The sequence below is a fragment of the Sphingobacteriaceae bacterium genome (assembly GCA_002319075.1).
GTDB lineage: Bacteria > Bacteroidota > Bacteroidia > B-17B0 > Aurantibacillaceae > Aurantibacillus.
This window is the reverse complement of sequence record NVQB01000001.1, coordinates 2,771,516-2,788,298: the sequence shown is the minus strand read 5'-3', so window position 1 is coordinate 2,788,298 and position 16,783 is coordinate 2,771,516. Positions and strand designations below refer to the sequence as shown.

At 38.0% G+C, this 16,783-nt stretch carries 13 protein-coding genes; 11 read left to right on the top strand and 2 right to left on the bottom strand.

Annotated features, from left to right (window positions below):
* Positions 1-4 precede the first annotated feature (4 nt).
* Positions 5-1,315, bottom strand: a complete 1,311-nt coding sequence (locus CNR22_12095; GenBank protein PBQ32481.1) for a hypothetical protein — start codon at positions 1,313-1,315, stop codon at positions 5-7.
* A 71-nt stretch (positions 1,316-1,386) separates the two neighbouring features.
* A complete protein-coding gene (locus CNR22_12090; protein ID PBQ32480.1) occupies positions 1,387-2,112 on the bottom strand; it encodes a hypothetical protein in 726 nt (241 codons plus the stop codon).
* A 252-nt stretch (positions 2,113-2,364) separates the two neighbouring features.
* Here CNR22_12090 and CNR22_12085 point away from each other — a divergent pair, with 252 nt between their 5' ends.
* The 11 genes from CNR22_12085 to CNR22_12035 all read left to right on the top strand — a co-directional run bounded on the left by CNR22_12085 (position 2,365) and on the right by CNR22_12035 (position 16,647).
* The gene (locus tag CNR22_12085; GenBank protein ID PBQ32479.1) at positions 2,365-2,673 is read left to right on the top strand and encodes a hypothetical protein; all 309 of its coding nucleotides are present in this window, start codon (positions 2,365-2,367) and stop codon (positions 2,671-2,673) included.
* Positions 2,673-3,323: a hypothetical protein gene (locus tag CNR22_12080; GenBank protein ID PBQ32478.1), complete on the top strand. Its 651-nt coding sequence runs from the start codon at positions 2,673-2,675 to the stop codon at positions 3,321-3,323. Before CNR22_12085 ends, CNR22_12080 begins: the two co-directional genes overlap by 1 nt.
* On the top strand, positions 3,302-4,090 hold the full coding sequence (locus tag CNR22_12075; protein PBQ32477.1) for a hypothetical protein: 789 nt from the start codon (positions 3,302-3,304) through the stop codon (positions 4,088-4,090). Before CNR22_12080 ends, CNR22_12075 begins: the two co-directional genes overlap by 22 nt.
* The gene (locus CNR22_12070; protein PBQ32476.1) at positions 4,087-4,722 is read left to right on the top strand and encodes a hypothetical protein; all 636 of its coding nucleotides are present in this window, start codon (positions 4,087-4,089) and stop codon (positions 4,720-4,722) included. Before CNR22_12075 ends, CNR22_12070 begins: the two co-directional genes overlap by 4 nt.
* A 339-nt stretch (positions 4,723-5,061) precedes the next feature.
* Positions 5,062-10,152 carry a hypothetical protein gene (locus CNR22_12065; protein PBQ32475.1) on the top strand — a complete coding sequence of 1,697 codons (5,091 nt, stop codon included), beginning with the start codon at positions 5,062-5,064 and terminating at the stop codon, positions 10,150-10,152.
* Position 10,153: 1 nt separating this feature from the next.
* Positions 10,154-13,537, top strand: coding sequence for a hypothetical protein (locus CNR22_12060; protein PBQ32474.1), 3,384 nt, complete (start codon positions 10,154-10,156; stop codon positions 13,535-13,537).
* Entirely contained in the window at positions 13,534-13,929 is a 396-nt protein-coding gene (locus CNR22_12055) for a hypothetical protein (protein PBQ32473.1), read from the top strand. Before CNR22_12060 ends, CNR22_12055 begins: the two co-directional genes overlap by 4 nt.
* 343 nt (positions 13,930-14,272) lie before the next feature.
* Positions 14,273-14,854, top strand: a complete 582-nt coding sequence (locus CNR22_12050; protein ID PBQ32472.1) for a hypothetical protein — start codon at positions 14,273-14,275, stop codon at positions 14,852-14,854.
* Between the two features lie 75 nt (positions 14,855-14,929).
* Positions 14,930-15,439, top strand: coding sequence for a hypothetical protein (locus tag CNR22_12045; GenBank protein ID PBQ32471.1), 510 nt, complete (start codon positions 14,930-14,932; stop codon positions 15,437-15,439).
* Positions 15,440-15,739: 300 nt separating this feature from the next.
* Positions 15,740-16,225: a hypothetical protein gene (locus CNR22_12040; protein ID PBQ32470.1), complete on the top strand. Its 486-nt coding sequence runs from the start codon at positions 15,740-15,742 to the stop codon at positions 16,223-16,225.
* Positions 16,219-16,647, top strand: a complete 429-nt coding sequence (locus CNR22_12035) for a hypothetical protein (protein ID PBQ32469.1) — start codon at positions 16,219-16,221, stop codon at positions 16,645-16,647. The genes CNR22_12040 and CNR22_12035 overlap by 7 nt, the downstream gene beginning before the upstream one ends.
* Positions 16,648-16,783: the final 136 nt, after the last annotated feature.

Below are 16,783 nucleotides of genomic sequence, written 5' to 3'. Positions count from 1 at the left end.
CTGATTACCCCTTCGTAAACTTAAATTCCGTTCTCCGATTATATTCATGTTCTTTATCTGAACAATCCACATCATTTATACAACGGTTACGAATTTCCGTTTCACCTTTACCTATTGAGGTAAGACGCTTTTTATCAATCCCTTTCTGAATAAAATAATTTATGACGGAGGTAGAGCGTTTTTCGGATAAGTTCATATTAAACGCGTCATCACCCTGTGCATCGGTGTGAGAAATTAACTGCAAGGTTACCTTTGGATTTTCTTTCAGAATCTTTACCACTTTATCAAGAATTTTTTTGGACGCAGCATCCTCGATTTTATATTGACCAAGCGCGTAAAGGATGTTTTCAGAAACCTTTAAATCTGTCTCTTTACTCACACCAAATTTATTAAAGAGCAGTGTTATGTCTTCGTTTTCTTTTTCGGTAAGAAGCACTATATCACCTGGAATTAATTTATACTCAAACCCGCGCGAAGTTCTTTTAAGCCGCGAAATTTCTTGTCCACTCTGAGTTGCAAGGATCACATTCTCAACGTCTGTAGAATGTGATTTTACAATGATGCTGTAGTCTGCACTTTCGTCCTGTACGCTAATTTCAAAGTCACCATAAATATCAGTTAATGCAGAATCGGCTTCTTCTTTGCCTGTTTTTAAATTTAAAAGGCTTACCATAACATTTGGGATCGGGACTTTTTTAGTTTCTTTTTCTGTAAGCAACTTTCCTTTTACGGAACCCTTTTTTCCTTTAAAATGAAAATCGCCAAGGGGTGAAGAATCAAGTACCACGCCATCAGCCGCTACGATACTCACTTTTTCTGCCGCTAAAATACTTGTGGGCCCAACCTGGGTGTTGGTAATAAAAAGCACCTGCCAGGGACGGTTAAAATTAAAACCTGCCCGTTCTGTTCTTACCATGCTGTCTCCAATCGACTTGGTCCATGCATTGATTTTATTTTTTAAGGCTATGGCCTCCGCATTTACCTCTTTTACAAACATGTAACAGGTTAAGCGGCTGGGTTTTCTGCGGGGACCGAAATAGCGGTTCAAACGGTACACGTGAGTCACCATTTTATAAACGCTGTCGTAATTATCTTTTGTACCATCTTTTTCACCAAACCTGTAAAGTAAAGTGAACGCATCGTTTGGAAATTGATAAGTAGCAGCTGTAGCACTGTCTTTGAAATACGGAATGCTTTCAACAATTTTATCACCTACTTTTGGTCCGCCCTTAGCGGATGCACCTTTGGTTTTTTTCTGAGCAGGGCATAAAAAAGCCACCAGAATAAGTGAAAGGACTAATAAAAATTGCTTCATTGGGGATACAAAAACTATATCCAAATATAAGATTCATTTTAACAGGAAACTAAATCTTTTAGATTAGGATTTTACTCCTTTTTATCCCTGGCAGTTTTTATTCGGCGTGGAAAATGACGATAAATTCTTACACCTAAATAGGTGAAGTACGTTCCCGTATTATTTTGTACTGCATGCATTTCAGCACCATCATTTACGGTATAAGAAATGTTTTGAGAGGTTACAGTAGAGAAGCCCTTTGTATACTGCCAATAAAGCGCAATAGAGGTAGAGGGTCTGAAACGGTATTCCAAACTAAGTCCTGCCATAGCAGTAAAAAAGGAAACCCTTTCATACGGCTTTGTAGATTTAAACCTTGCACTGTCGTTGGGTGTTGAAACAGCACCTTCCATTGTGCTACCGCTATTAAGCAGGAAATTATAATTAAGGCCAAGCAGCGGACTTAAAAATAATTTGTAATGGTAAAGATTTATATTTTTTTCAAGGTGACAGGGAATCACCAGGCTTGCGTTGCCGGAGCTGGTAAATGTTCCCACTAATTTTTTAAAAGCTATCTCTTCAGAGTATAACTTGAGGCGCATTCCGGTTAAAAAAGTAAGTTTAGATCCAAAACCGTAACGGTATATAAATGCAGGAGAAACATTAATTCCCAGGCCGTTTTTAAGTGCTGAACCCTCATCTTTTAATTCAAAAAAATCGCGATTGATTTGTACATCAAAACCAATTGAGCTTTGCGCTTTTAGTCCTTTTACAAAACTTAAAACTAAAATAACTACAAGAATTCTTTTTGGGAACATGGCAAAAAATTACGGAATATTGAAGATAAAGTATTTTCTTTATGGCTTCTCAATTTTAACAAGGGGTAACGCAGTCTCACCCAAAAGAGGGATGTCTCCAGATAAAAATTCAGAGGCTTAAACACAGCATCTGTCGATAAAATTTAACTTCCCGTCGAACAGGTTTATAATTTCATAGGCTCTTACTTTGCTGCCGCTGGAGACTTGGCTATATTTGAGGAAAATCAATCTCTAACTTTAATCCCCCACACTATGACCGGACATGAAGATCACGACATTCCCCTGGCTACGGCTACAGCGCTTACAAAAAAATACAGGGATGCAAATCCTCCGGGAGTCATTCTGGCACACGCTTTTTCTAAAGATTCGATCACGGCATTGTTGGCGCAGCCCAATTGTGTGGGCCTGAGAGCTTATTATGGTATAGATGCCAGCGGCGCCAAAGAACTGGTGCTGGTTGGGATAGATGCTTCCGATAACGATCTTTACACCGGTTTACTTTTGGATCGTTCAGCTAAATGCCCTCCTAACTGCTCGATATCAAATCCTCTCAATACCTAATGACTTTTGATTTCCTTTTTTATATTCTTAGGGATATATCTGTTGCAAGTATATTAGTTCCAATTGCCTGTTGTATTATAAAACGTAAAGCTCTTAATGTGATTTTAAGAGCTTTATTTGTTTTTCTTATACTGTCTTGTTTATTTGAACTTACCGGAGTTATTTTCGCCGCAAACAAAATCGAAACGTATACTACTGAGAACATTTATACGATCCTGGAATGCTCTTTTATTATTTTCATGTATTACAAAATTTTCGAGACAGGAAAGACAAAAACACTCATCCTTATTTTTTATGGTTTTTTTATGCTAATTTCAGTTTATCAATTTTTAATCCAAAAGGGCTATCATAGTGAAGATAGCGTGGTAAACACTTGCGAAGCAGTATTTGTGTTGATCTTAGGGTGGAGTTATCTTTTTAAGCTGATGAAAGAGTTGAAAGTTTATGATTTAAGGGAGCACTACTTTTTCTGGTTAAATTTCGGCTTCGTTCTCTACTTTAGTATGGCCTTTGTTCTTTTTCTTTTCTATAATTATCTTGGAAAGCTACCAGCACTTTTTTTTCAATATCTTTGGAGTCTGCATCTGCTCATGAATATTACAAGCAACCTTCTTATCTCCCGTGGCGTATGGAAAGCACAACGCAGGTAGTGATTTTAATTGCTGTAGCAGCACTTGCTTTCGTTTGCCTTTTTTTAGGCATGATCGCTTTTTTAAACGTTCACCGCAAAAAAATGCTGGTACTTGAGCAGGCTAAACAGCTGGAAATTTTCAAAGCAGCAGGAGAAGCCGAAGACAAGGAGAAAGAACGCATTGCCGCCAACCTGCATGATCAGATCTTAGGAGATTTAACCGGAATTATCCGGAAACTTGAAACCAAAAGTAAAGTTTTAAGTGAGGCGGGCGCTAATGGCGAGGTATTTAAAGAAGAATTGCTTTCTATAAGAGCCGTTTACAACGATGTAAGAGATATCTCGCACGACCTGGTTCCATCAGCGGTTCTTCATCATGGACTTCTAACAGCGCTGCAACATAAGGTAGAAAGTATGCGAAGCGCCAATTCGGCCCTGATTAATTTTAAGAATGCCAGTGACTTTACCGACAATTTACCTTTTGATATTCGCGAACAACTTAATATTTTTAGAATTGTTCTCGAAGTACTGAACAATCTGAATAAACACAGCAATTTTGGAACTCTTTTGGTTCTTACCGAAAACACCGACACCGATTTTATCATCTCCTGCATTCATAACGGTAAGGGAGTTACAGATGAAGAAATGGAAGTGCATAGCGCTACCTCTAACGGCCTTGGGCTTAAATCTTTAAAGAAACGGGCCATGCTACTGAACGCCAAAATTTTGTATTTTGTAGAAGATGGTTTATCTAACGTACTGGTGAAAATTCCTTTAAAACAATGAAAAAACAAATTCGCATAGGTATTGCAGACGATCACAAAATTGTAATCGATGGATTGGTTGCTATACTTAGTACTTACGAAAACATGAAAGTTGTTTTTACCGCTTCTAACGGTCAGGAACTTCTAAAAAAAATGACCTCCAACAAAGTAGATGTTATTCTTCTCGACCTGGATATGCCGGTAGTATCGGGGCACGAAGCGTTTACTACTTTGAAACGCGATTACCCCGAACTTAAGATCATTATTTTAAGCAGTAATTATAATTTTGAAAATGTAGCGGCCTACTTTAAAAAAGGTACAAATGCTTTTTTACCAAAGGATTGTGATTCCGCAAAATTAGTGCAAGCTATTACCGACGTTTACTTTAAAGGAAAATACGCGGACGCCGATGTTGCAGACATGCTGGTGCAAGCCGCATCGCGAAAGCCTGTGGAGTCTGAATTTAGCGAGCGGGAACTGAAAATCATCCGCTTAATTTGTGAGGATAAAACCACCAAAGAAATTGCGGACACCCTTTCTTTAAGTGTACGCACGGTAGAATACGACAGAAGCCTCATTCTTGCGAGAATCGATGGCAAAAGCGTTGCATCCATTATTAAATACGCCATTCAAAATAAAATTGTAGAGATGTAATTTTTGAATCCGATTGTATTTCCCTTTTCTTTTATAGCCTGATCGTGGTTCTAACTATTAGCTAATGGCTTACTGCCCCTCACCTGCTTAGTAAAAAGTACAGGTGTTTATAGTAAAGAACAAATGAAAAATTTACTTCTGCCTCTTCGTCTCTTGCCCTCTAATATCAGCCCTTCCCTCTTTTTAGAAAAATAATATTCTTTTTCGACGGAGCATTTACTGCGTATATCGTCTTTAAATAGCATCCCGGCCAAATTATTTTTGCATGCCCTGGCGCAACACTTTTCCGCTGGAAGTTTGCTGTATTTTCGTCGACACACTAAGATCCTTTTGTTTTTTATGCGTCAGAAAATCTTCCTTTTTTCTGTTTTTGTTTTTTGCTTTGCCGCCAGAACTCTGGCCCAAACATATCCTTCTGCACTTTCAACAGTTCTTACAAATCCTAAAACTTTGTTCCTCGATGAGTATGCAGATCCTTTTCAGCCGCGTATTAAGACCACAATTTATTTTACTGATTTTACTGAAGTCAGTTGGGCCTTCGCGCTGAAATTAAAGATCACAGGTCCAAATGGCATTGTCATTCAAACCAAACCCGGTTTAAGACCAGCAACACCGGTAATTGTTTCCCCGGGCCAACCTTATGAATTGCAAGGCGCTGACCTGGCGTTTTATTTTAATTACAGCAATTTATATTTTACAAACATCAGCAAAGCACAACTGGAAATAAGCAACCGTTTGCCTGAAGGACTATACACTTTTTGTTTTGAAGCCGTCGATTACGAAAGTGGTAAAACCATATCCCGACCCGGATGCGCTACTGCCTACCTTACCCTAAATGATCCAGCTATTATTTTAAATCCTGTTTGTGGTTCGGTGGTTGAAACTATTTCCTTGCAAAATATTTTGTTTCAATGGCAACTTAGTAACGCAAATGGCAATTTAAATCTTAGTCAGCTTACTTACCAAATAGATCTTTATGAAGTGAATACTAGCTGGACTAATCCTTCTACCGCAATCCTCAATAACCAGGCGCTTCCGATATGGCAATCTTCGCCTCTGCAACTGAATAATTACTTATACGCTGCTACAGACCCACCTCTTGAAAAAGGAAAAAGGTATGTGTTTACGGTAAGAACACTTGAGAGTAATGGCAGAAGTAGTTTTAAAAATAATGGTTATTCAACTCCCTGTCATTTTCATTTCGGCTACTACGAAAATGACACCATTGATGTTATCGAACCCGAGAATGACTTTCAATTTACCCTGGGAACGCCTTCAAAATTTAAATGGAAAAAGCCACGCAAAGCTTTACCAAACCAATTAGTAACGTATACTTTAAAACTTGTAGAAATAGAGGAAGATCAAAGTCCTGAAGACGCAATTCTTAACAACGATTATTTCTATCAACAAGAATATTTAGCTGTGAACGATCAGGAAATAAGCAAAACAGTTCCTGTAATGTTTTGGGCGAATATAAAACGCATGGGCAAATATGCCTGGCAGGTGTATGCGCAAAGCGGAACTCAGCAAATAGCGAAAAGCAAGGTCCAGACTTTTACCGGTCCTCCTGAAATTGAATCGTTCATTGCCGGCGGATTTTTGATGTCTGTTACCAAATTAACAAACTTCGATAAGGTAAATAATGTTATATCCGGTAAGTGCAAAACAAAACTCAGTAAGAGTTCTACTGAAACCGAATTTGCTTACTCTAATATAACGATCAGTCCATTGGGCGATAACGAGTGGGTAATGATCAGTGGCAGCTTTGCCGACAAGGTTGAATGTGCTTCTTATACGTTACAGCCGCAGACTTATGCAGATAATAAGACCGCAGTATTCAAACCAGACAGTGTTATTGTGGGCGTGAGTAATCTGAAATTAAGTGGCAAAGTAGAATGGAATTTTCCGCATGCTGGGGTATCGCAGGAAGTTGAAAAATTAATTTCTGAACGCTGTTTACTAACGCTTGCCAATACAAGCTTCTATCTTAACAACAGTTACAGTATTCCCCTAAAAAAAGATTACCAGATAGCAGTTATGGAACCTTATGGTTTTACCGTTAAACTAGATCAATCTTCCGAACTTTCTATCTACCAAAGTAAATACGAATTTAATTTTAATGGTTATGTGCAGTTGCCTTCAAAGGTTATAAATTCAAATAATTCGGCTACACACATTGCTTTTGAGAACATGAAACAATTGCATTACATTTCTCAACATGCCAACCCTAATTCAGAAAGTATCATGCTTGCCAGAAACACCAAATTTGGCATGCTACCCACACATTACATTCTTGATTTTTCAGAAAAACAATCGCCGGGTGAATTTGAGGCGGATAGCAGCTGGAAGGGCTTATATATTGACCAGGCCAAACTACAACTACCAAAATCACCTGAAACCAGTGGACAAATAACTCTGCCGTTTGCCAGGGAATTTGATTTTGTTAATACTACCAACGATACGAATAAAGCTTATGTTACAAATAGAGGCCTGTCCCTTAACACAACCATTCCCTTTCAAACCAGCGACTCTCTGCGCTTCATGACCTTTACGTCAAAGCTGGGTTATTTTCACGCGAAAATAAATGAAAGTGAAATTGACAGAGCGTTTATCAGCGGCGGAATTTACATTCCCGTTATTGACACCGTAAAAAGTTTTCCTTACCGCATAGAAATGACCGACTATGGGTTTAATGAAGGGTATTTAGTAAATGGTCTTACAAACACCACTTTCACTTTCAATGGCGGGGGCGGAGCGGAACAAAAAATTCCGATAACTATCAAACGGGCGGTGTTCAAAGGAAAAAATCATCTTGAGATGGATTTAGATATGAGCTGGCCATACTTTAAACTCAATCTCAAAGGTGTGCAACGATTCTCTGTATGGGGAAATGGCAATATTGGCTTCGATGTGCCGAATGGCAAAGCAGCACTGACTTACCAGGCTACAGGTAAGGCGAGTAATTTCGACATAACGGTCGACTATTTAGGATGCGGAAGAAATGGAAATGCCTATGCCTTCGGTGCCAGTGCAAAAATAAACATGGATGAAGAGATAAGCGGAGAAACAGGTCCACCCGTTATAAACGCTTATTCTATTTACAAAAATCCATTGCTGAGCGGATCTGTTTCCGTTACCTCAACAGTAGCCTCGTCGGGATCTACTGCAAGTTCAACATCTTTTCAAAGCAGCACTTCTGGGTACACTGCAGCTTTAGTCAGTGACTTAAATACTGCTTTTACTGATCTAGGAGTAAATGCAACTGCATTCAACGGAACTCCTTCGGTAAACATTGAAACAGCAGACAGTATTTCGAAAAATGACCCACTCATAAAAAACAATCTCATAACCGATATGGGAAAAGTAATTGATGTGATCTACCGTCTAAAGCCTTTTATACAAGAAGTTACTGAAATAGCAGATGAAGACTGGGCATCGCTCGACATAGTTAATTTAATTTTGAAAAGCGATGTAGCAAAAAAATCAGAGACCTTAAATGCAAAGGAATTAATGAATTACGTCCTGCTAAAAGTACTCGATGAAATTGTTTTTCGTATAAATAAACCTATACAAGACGTTTCAGACAAGGCAATGACGAAAGTGAGGACGGCTATTAATACCAGAGTGGTTGTACCTATTAATTCCAAGATAGATCAAAACTTAGGTTCCATTTTCGAAAAACTCGAAATTAAACTCAAAGCGCAGGTAGATGAAGAGTACCATGCTGTTATTACAACAGTATTTGCTTCTGTAAGAAATAATATAGTGGCCGGCGTCAAGAACTCCGTTGCAAATAGCTTTGAGACAAACATTACTTCCAAAATCACAAACTTTGTGCAATTAGGTGTTACAGCAAAAGTAAAAGGTTTTGTAAAACAAGAGGTAACCGCGGCCGGACTTCAGCTTATAAATAACGGCGTTAATGCTACCATAAATCTGAATTCTATTTTGCAAAATTCGGGAACCATGTTTGAGAGCATTGCCGATACCATTCGCGATGTTATCATGACTATTAGTGCTGCGAATTTATTAAACACCGGAGAAAGTTTAGTTGAAGACGCGATAAATGGCATAGACTGGAACGCTATTTCTAACCAGATTCTAAATGAACTGCTTGTTCAGGGAATCTCCAATGCTGTAGCCTCAAGTATAACACAGTCTTTCGGTGCATCAGCAGGACCTTATGCAAGCGCTATACTAAGTACAGTAAAATTTGATTTCAATAATATTGGAAGTAAACTTAAGAATGGAGAATTTGATAAAATCGTAAAATTTGATCCTACTACAATTTACCTGGTAACGCCGGCATTGGATGTGCGGGGCACTTTAATTTTTACAAAAGACGACCCTGTTTACGGAGACAGTTGGCAGGCAGATGTGCTGGTTCGTGTCAAAGTTCCAAATAAAGACAATCCTATTGAAATAACTGCTTTTTTTCTCAATGGAAAAACAACACAGTTAGCTCAAAATTTTACATACTGGTTTGCAAAATTAAGCGTTACGGGTTTTACTATCCCGTTAAATCCCGTTCCGGTTGTGTGGTATGGAGTAGAAGGCTTCGCATATAGTAAGATGAAACGCAACACTCCAACTCAGGTGGTACCCGATAAACAAAACAAATTTGGCATAGGTTGCAAATTCTATTTCTACGATCAACCAACTTCTGGAAAAACTTATATGTTTGATTTAGGAGCTGAAGCAGAATTTAATGATGGTGGTTTTTACATACAGCTTGTTGGAAATGCTAGTGTTTTAAATTATCTGAAAAACAATGAGGGAAAATATCAATCGCCTGGATTTATAACCGGCAGTGGTTACCTGGGTTATTATAAAACTCCGGAATGCAAAAAAATTGCAGGGAACTTCTCCGTTAAATTAAATACTGAACCTATCATCTGTGCAGGTGGTGATGTAGGTCTTGATCTGCGAGGTCCAAATAACTGGAAGGTCTGGGCCGGGACACAAAAAAATCCAATCGGGGTCAAAATTTTATGCAAAGACTTTCTTAGCAATACTTCTTTTATGGAAGTAAGTAATACGGGCATGACTGCAGGGCTTGCTATGAACGTAGCGATTTCTGCGCAAAGTCCCTGGGTTGAATTTACCGGCATTAAAATACGGGGTTTTGCAAATTTAAATTTTGGGTACAACGCTTACACCAGTATCTCATGGGATCCGACCTTTACCATTAACGAAGCAAGTATAAGTGCATGGCTTAGCGCTAACGTGGGTATAGACTACGAAACCTCTGCTGCATCTAATAGTTTAACACTTGCCGGTATTAGCCTTTCCGGGATTCTCACGTACAAAAGTCAACCCGAATCAGAATTGCATGGTTCCATGAGTGGAAGCATTACGGTTCTTGGATTTCATCTGGGTTTCGACGCTCCAATTAATTACAGTTTAAGCAAACAACAAATCATTAATTAGCATGTATAGAAAAATTATATGCCTGATATTAATTTTCGCCTCCACTTACAACAGGCTCTTTTCACAAGAAAATGAAAAAGCAGACGTTCCAATTGAGATAGTCTATTATTACGATTCCGAGCTTGAGAAGATTGAAAAAGAAATAGCTGTATTGGAGGAACAGTACAGGGAAGCCCCTAGCCTTACTCTCTTAAAGTCCCTCAACCAAAAAAAACTAAAAAAAGAGGTCCTCAATTTGTACGCAAGTAAGGCGGTGAAAAGAAGCTTCATCAACCTTAAGACTTTCGCGTATTTTTCTGCCAGCGAAACCTTTTTAACCAAACAAAAAGAACTAGAGGAGAAGTACGACATTAAAATAAATTTAAGTGCCGATGAGCAAACGCTGGAAGAGGTAAAAGGCCTTGGCACCAAAATCTTAAAGACTTTTACTAAAAATGAAAGCTCGTATAATAACAGACGCATCGATGTCAGTTTTCACGGCAATCGGAGCGATTTTTCTGTCGTCTACAAAATTAGTTTAAGTGAGCCTCTCGCCACAGAATTGGCAGGAACTGCTACTTTTGAGGAACACACCTATAATTTATCTTCTACATCCTCCAGTGAACTTGTTACCACCAAATTTATTGCTGCGCTCGAAAAGTATTTGAGTGTGCTTAAAATAAAATTGGATTCGAAAGCTATTTCCCAGCTCTGGGAGCTTCGCAATGAACCCGACAGCACGATTACTTTTATGTCGCCAGCGGGCAAACCGTTTACGCTCCTTCTTAGTAAATTATCTAAAGTTGCCTTTTCATATAATGACGAGGATATTCAGACGCCGGAAAAATATGATTTTTTTGCAGATGGTTCTTTGCAGGCATTTACCTACAACAACGTAAATTATACGCGGTGCCGGCTAGAAAAACACCGCGAAAATTTTAACGGCTATTATGTAGATGCTTCTGATTGTAAGGGAATTTTAATGGACACTCTTACAAAAAAAATTTCCTCGTTAAATAAAGTGGTAGTTGTTTATGGCTGCGTGACAAACGGAGAACTTAAGTTTAAAGCTACTAAAGTTCCTGTAAGTTCAAGTGTTACATGGCCCACGGCCAATCATAATGGCAGTGGAACTTTCCTCCAGAGCCTTCCGGTGGAATTTGGTGGCATAACGGGGCCAACTATTGAATTGTCTGGCGCTGCTCTCACTTCAACCTACAGCGTGGACTCAAAAAGATTTTTAGAAGCGTTAACTATTTGCGATCGCGATTATATTCCTTATGCCATAACCGTTGCAAATATTATTACGCTTTGTCCAAAAATCATTTCCCAATGTTATAGTCTCGAGCGTTTAATTGATGACTTCGATTTAACCAAACATTTGCTAAGTACCTCTAACAATGTAATCCCGCAAACAAGAACTCCATTGCAGCAGTATCAGGATAAGGTTGTGATGCTACTTCAACGTGTTAAAGAACTTCAAGGGTATGCAAATAATACGATCACTACCGATAATCAAACCAAATCCATCACAAACCCAGCACTGGTGGCGGAATATGTAAATGACATGTCGAATATTTGCGCGCTTAATTTTATTAGTAATGCAGAGCGCATTCGGCTTTTAAAAATTTTGATCCTTGATAATGGCTGGGGAACACAAGACGCCATGGTGAGGCTATTTGAAACTCTAAACCTTGAGGTGCCTGACGCAAACATCATTGCCTTTTTTGATGCTTTAACCAATCCTTCTAACAATTGCGGAACCAGGTCTTTGCTTGCAGAACTTTACGCGATTATTACTTTTAATGATTATAAAAAATTAAGTAAAATTTTATGTATAAAATTTAAAGAAAAGGGGGAAGTGGTTAAACACTATTTTCCTGGCACTATCACCGACCAATTTAAGACCGTTTTCTTTTATGATGATTCTTATCTCATCACTGCCGCGCCCGTTGGTACTCATAAATATTCTATTTCTCTTAACGATAATGGAAGTCTTAACATAAGCAAACAGGTTGTAGATTATCAAACGATAGAACATGCTAATGTGCATGGTGTAATTACAAATATTCGCACTGCCCATTGGACGTATCCGCTTACGTTTACACTTTCTCCGTTCACACCGATAACTATCGTTAACCGAAGTTCGCTTTCCAGCATAGCTGAAGCAGCATCGCATGCTACACTGACCATTGCGCCTGCTATATTTTTAAAATACGCTGCAGATCAAACTTTCAACGACGATGCCTTACGAATTTCAGCAACCGTCGCGGATGTTGTCAGCTTAGCCACAGGTCCAGGACTGGTTTGGAAAGCCGCGCGCATCGGCAAAATGGGTCTGGCACTTTATGAAGGCGCCCAGGTAGTGGGTTCCCTGGCAAATATAACAGCGAACGGCCTTCCGGCTAATAGCAAAGTTAAAAAATGGATCGACGAATTTAATTTGCTGGTAACTGTTTGGGGTGGCGCCAGAATACTAAGCAATCCAAAAATTTTCAGTCCTGGTTATTTTGATCTGGCGGATGAAAAACCTTTTACAGCATTTGATAAATCTGAGGTACAAGCACTTGTAAAAGAATATCAGCTCAACAAAACCGAGTTGGTGGAACATATCGATGATGCTACCACGTCAAAGCAGGTGGATGAGGTTATGGATTATTTGGGGGGAATGGTGAAGATGGCTAGATCCAGTTCTGCACAAGCACTTTATAGTAAAAATATCATTTCAAAAATGAGTGGCTTTTCAGATAAAATTGAGGGTCTACTTTCTAAAAATAAATTAAACGGGAATTTTTTAACTTTAGGCCAATTTAAGGAATTAATGCTCAAGTCAACCTCTGCTATGACACAAGGGGAAAAAGACTTTGTGAATATCATCAGAAATTCCATACCTCTACCGACAAGTGAAAGCATTTTGCAAAAAGTGTTTCCAATTAGCTTTATGGATGGCTTTTTTAAAGCGGAAACAAATATAAAATCAATTGGAGGATTTATAGCCACAGCTGAGGATTGTAAACATTTAAACACCTATAACGAAATATTTGACGGACTCCGTTTAGATTATAAAGAATCAGAATTCGTAGCAACATCAGCAACTAAGTGTTTAATAGTTAGGTTTAAAACTTTAGACTTTGCTAGTATCGAGATCCCCAGAAACTATGACAATGGTGGAAGCATCAACAATCCTAACATTCAATCCGTGTATAATAAAAATCCATATCCATTCACTGGTCAGGGGTACACTGCAGGGACAAACGGGGTTTTAGGAGTTCCGGAATTAAAAGTTGAATATCCAAATAGTTTAAAATTAGAAGATAAGGCCGAAATGTTTATAATTGATAATTCGGGAAAAGAAGAGTTTATTGGTTGTTATAGCAGAGAATTAAATAAATTTGTTAAACCATGAAAAATAGAGGTTCTGATACATACGCCATTTACAATAACGTTGAATATAGACTAGTCAGAGTCGGCAACATTGACAAATTAATCTCATTAGATAACTCAAATAACTCCATAGAGTTACAACGAGGTCTATTGAAGTATGCTTACCAAACACGAAAATGGGCCAGCGTGAAAGGTTGTGATGCAATCGTAAAAGAAGAAGAAAATGAAGTGATGATATTGACTGTTCGTCCAAGCGAAGATGTTAAAATTCTCGAAGCAGTGGAAGTAGAAAAAGGAATGTATGAAGCTAAAATTAATAAGTATGACATAGAGCTTCTTTGGGAAGAAAGATATCCATTGCATGGATATTTATTTCCGGAAGATTTGAAAAAAACGGAAAAACTAGACTTTTAACTTCTTTTTTGAATTTTCAACAGAAATCTCTTTCCCTCTTTAAACCACACACTTCATTTAAAAAATTATATTTTATTATTACTTCCACTTTGCTGGACTTCCTCATGAGACTGTTTCCTTACCAAAATAATTCTAGCAATATCAGTTTGATCCATGACAAGTAGTTACGCATGCGCCCAGCTATAAACGAGTTTCTCGTCAACATCCTTTGTGGCAGACATAAGCGGCATTGATCCATTTCTTTTGGATTGGCTCAAAATAAACAAAAGCCCCGACGTAACTGCCTGCTGGTGCGCCCTCGAAATAATACAGATAAGGTTTTCCCAGTGACGTTTTTGCAGCGATGATAATACACCGCGAAACACGTTACTTCCAAGGATTAATTCATAGCGATTTTTCTTTTAGCATTTACCAACATTCCCTAAAATGTGCTTTATCCCCTGTCAATTTCGGGAAAATACCTTTCCTTAGGTATTGTTTTTTATTACAATTTCTATGCTTAAAATATGAATCACGCTTACCCACCCTTCTTTTAGTTGTGTGCCTGGTTTCAAAGGCCTTGGCCTGGGGTCCCCGCGCTCATAAGCAAAATGTTTATAGGAAATTCGGACTAGATCCTGCAATCGAATATCCTCCTTGCGAGGGCGTTTGGGGGGTGTCTGAAGTAAGAGCACCTTTACAAGATGAAATAGTTGATCGATTCCAAATTCAATCAGAACTGGGAGGATCATATGCTAGTCCATTAGCAACTATTGAAACCCCTTATACTCTTGAATATAGAGCACTGATGGAAAATTATCAACAAATATCTGAAAGTGGAGGGAATTATTATTATTTCAAATTCAAAATTAAAAGCACTCACGAACCATTGCTACTTGAATACGGGAAAGCTATACCATGGTTTGACAAAAAAAGGCACGACTGAAGCTGCACTTGTAGGATCAGAAAAGATAACTCATAACAAGAATATCATTGAACTAATTAATAATTTTTCAGGTAAATGGGAGAAAATCAAAGGAAATTAGAATTTGAAGAAGTTTTAAGAAATAATAACTTAGAAGACTTTATAAGTGGTCGTGAAAACTATTTCGTTTTAGACAAAGAATTTGATGAACATTGGGCGCTAGGAAGTTACCAAAAGTTTATTCTGCCTTATTTAAAAGTTAAAGGAAATATTTTTGAGGAAATATTTTGGCAGCAAATTATTCAAGTTATGGCCGATGTTAATGACAAAAATATTTTTATGGATCTTCTCATAGCATACTTAATTCCATATTATCACAATGATGATTTTAATATCACGCAATTGAGAAAAAATAATACTCCTCAAGACTTTATTAATAAAATACGTGAGTTTGTCTCTGAAAATAAATTGTCTTTACAAAAAGATTTAAGAGGTAGTGGTATTGAATTATACTCTTCAAATGGGCTTTTCGAAGGCATTACAAACAATTTAAAGGTGATTTTTAAACGTGGGGGGCCGAATTTTTTACCTAATGATTTTATTTAATAGCCAAGGCCAAAAAAAGCTAGCTATTTCTTTTTAAGTTTTGTGATGCACTGGATTTAATATCAAAACGCGAGGACAAGTGTTCTTTGTCTTTGTTATTTAATTATTAAATTCGATTTGACCTTCTCATTTATCTCTGCACTTGTATAGCTCGCAATAAATCTGCGGAACCCCAACATTCCCTAAAATGTGCTTTCTCCCCCAGTTAATTTCGCGAAAATACCTTTCCTTAGGTATTGTTTTTTATTACAATTTCTATGCTTAAAATATGAATCACGCTTACCCACCCTTCTTTTAGTTGTGTGCCTGGTTTCAAAGGCCTTTGCCTGGGGTCCCCGCGCTCATAAGCAAAATGTTTATAGGAAATTCGGACTAGATCCTGCAACCGAATATCCTCCTTGCGAGGGCGTTTGGGGGGTGTCTGAAGTAAGAGCACCTTTACAAGATGAAATAGTTGATCGATTCCAAATTCAATCAGATCTGGGAGGATCATATGCTAGCCCTTTAGCGATTAGTGAAACCGCTTATACTCTTGAATCTAGAGCGCTGATGGAAAATTATCAAAAAATATCCGAAAGTGGCGGGAATTATTATTACTTTAAATTCAAAATTAAAAGCACTCAAGAACCATTGCTACTTGAATACGGGGAAGCTATACCATGGTTTGACAAATATGGAGGAGCTATACAAATTAAGACTTCTATACCTTTTCATAGGCTTAGCGAAGACCTGGAAGTGCTGGAAAAGTGGAAGTATAGCAATTCTGCTTGGAGTAAATTATGTTAAAAAATAGAATAAAATATTTCGATTTTTTCGATTGTCAAAACGAAATCAAGAACTGTGCGCTGAACACTAACTACTGGCTGGCCAGTTCAGATTTTAACGAATATGTTAACGCCAAAATATCTTTAATGCTATTAAATCAACAACTGGTTTTTTTTCCTTTCAAAAATCAGAAGCCCTTTTATAAAAAGAAAATTACTGACTTAAGCAAACTTGAGCAAATATTTCTTATTAGTGATCTCGCATTTGTGACGAACTATGAATATCCACTGAGCGTTACTACTGGAAATCCCCTTGAAGTAGCAATCAGCAAAATAAATCAGAAGACCTGTGTAATAATTTATTCTTTAGGCGGCCAGAGAGCTCCGGAATCAATCGTGGTTTTAGATATAATTGAAATTGATGGGCTAAGTTTTGATGAGTAGAGCTGTTTTACCTCACCAAGTGGTAATGAATTAGGCACTAACATCCATTGGATACCGGGAGGAAAATCACCAACGGGCCAATTAGAAGCGATAATTAAAACAGAAGGAATGATAAAAGATGTTGATTTTACAGTAA

Excerpts from the sequence above, each read along its gene's own strand:
- CNR22_12055 (PBQ32473.1), top strand. The coding sequence starts at position 13,534 with ATGAAAAATAGAGGTTCTGATACATACGCCATTTACAATAACGTTGAA.
- CNR22_12080 (PBQ32478.1), top strand. The coding sequence starts at position 2,673 with ATGACTTTTGATTTCCTTTTTTATATTCTTAGGGATATATCTGTTGCA.
- CNR22_12095 (PBQ32481.1), bottom strand. The coding sequence starts at position 1,315 with ATGAAGCAATTTTTATTAGTCCTTTCACTTATTCTGGTGGCTTTTTTA.
- CNR22_12035 (PBQ32469.1), top strand. The coding sequence starts at position 16,219 with ATGTTAAAAAATAGAATAAAATATTTCGATTTTTTCGATTGTCAAAAC.
- CNR22_12065 (PBQ32475.1), top strand. The coding sequence starts at position 5,062 with ATGCGTCAGAAAATCTTCCTTTTTTCTGTTTTTGTTTTTTGCTTTGCC.
- CNR22_12050 (PBQ32472.1), top strand. The coding sequence starts at position 14,273 with ATGATAATACACCGCGAAACACGTTACTTCCAAGGATTAATTCATAGC.
- CNR22_12075 (PBQ32477.1), top strand. The coding sequence starts at position 3,302 with ATGGAAAGCACAACGCAGGTAGTGATTTTAATTGCTGTAGCAGCACTT.
- CNR22_12090 (PBQ32480.1), bottom strand. The coding sequence starts at position 2,112 with ATGTTCCCAAAAAGAATTCTTGTAGTTATTTTAGTTTTAAGTTTTGTA.
- CNR22_12070 (PBQ32476.1), top strand. The coding sequence starts at position 4,087 with ATGAAAAAACAAATTCGCATAGGTATTGCAGACGATCACAAAATTGTA.
- CNR22_12060 (PBQ32474.1), top strand. The coding sequence starts at position 10,154 with ATGTATAGAAAAATTATATGCCTGATATTAATTTTCGCCTCCACTTAC.
- CNR22_12085 (PBQ32479.1), top strand. The coding sequence starts at position 2,365 with ATGACCGGACATGAAGATCACGACATTCCCCTGGCTACGGCTACAGCG.
- CNR22_12045 (PBQ32471.1), top strand. The coding sequence starts at position 14,930 with ATGGGAGAAAATCAAAGGAAATTAGAATTTGAAGAAGTTTTAAGAAAT.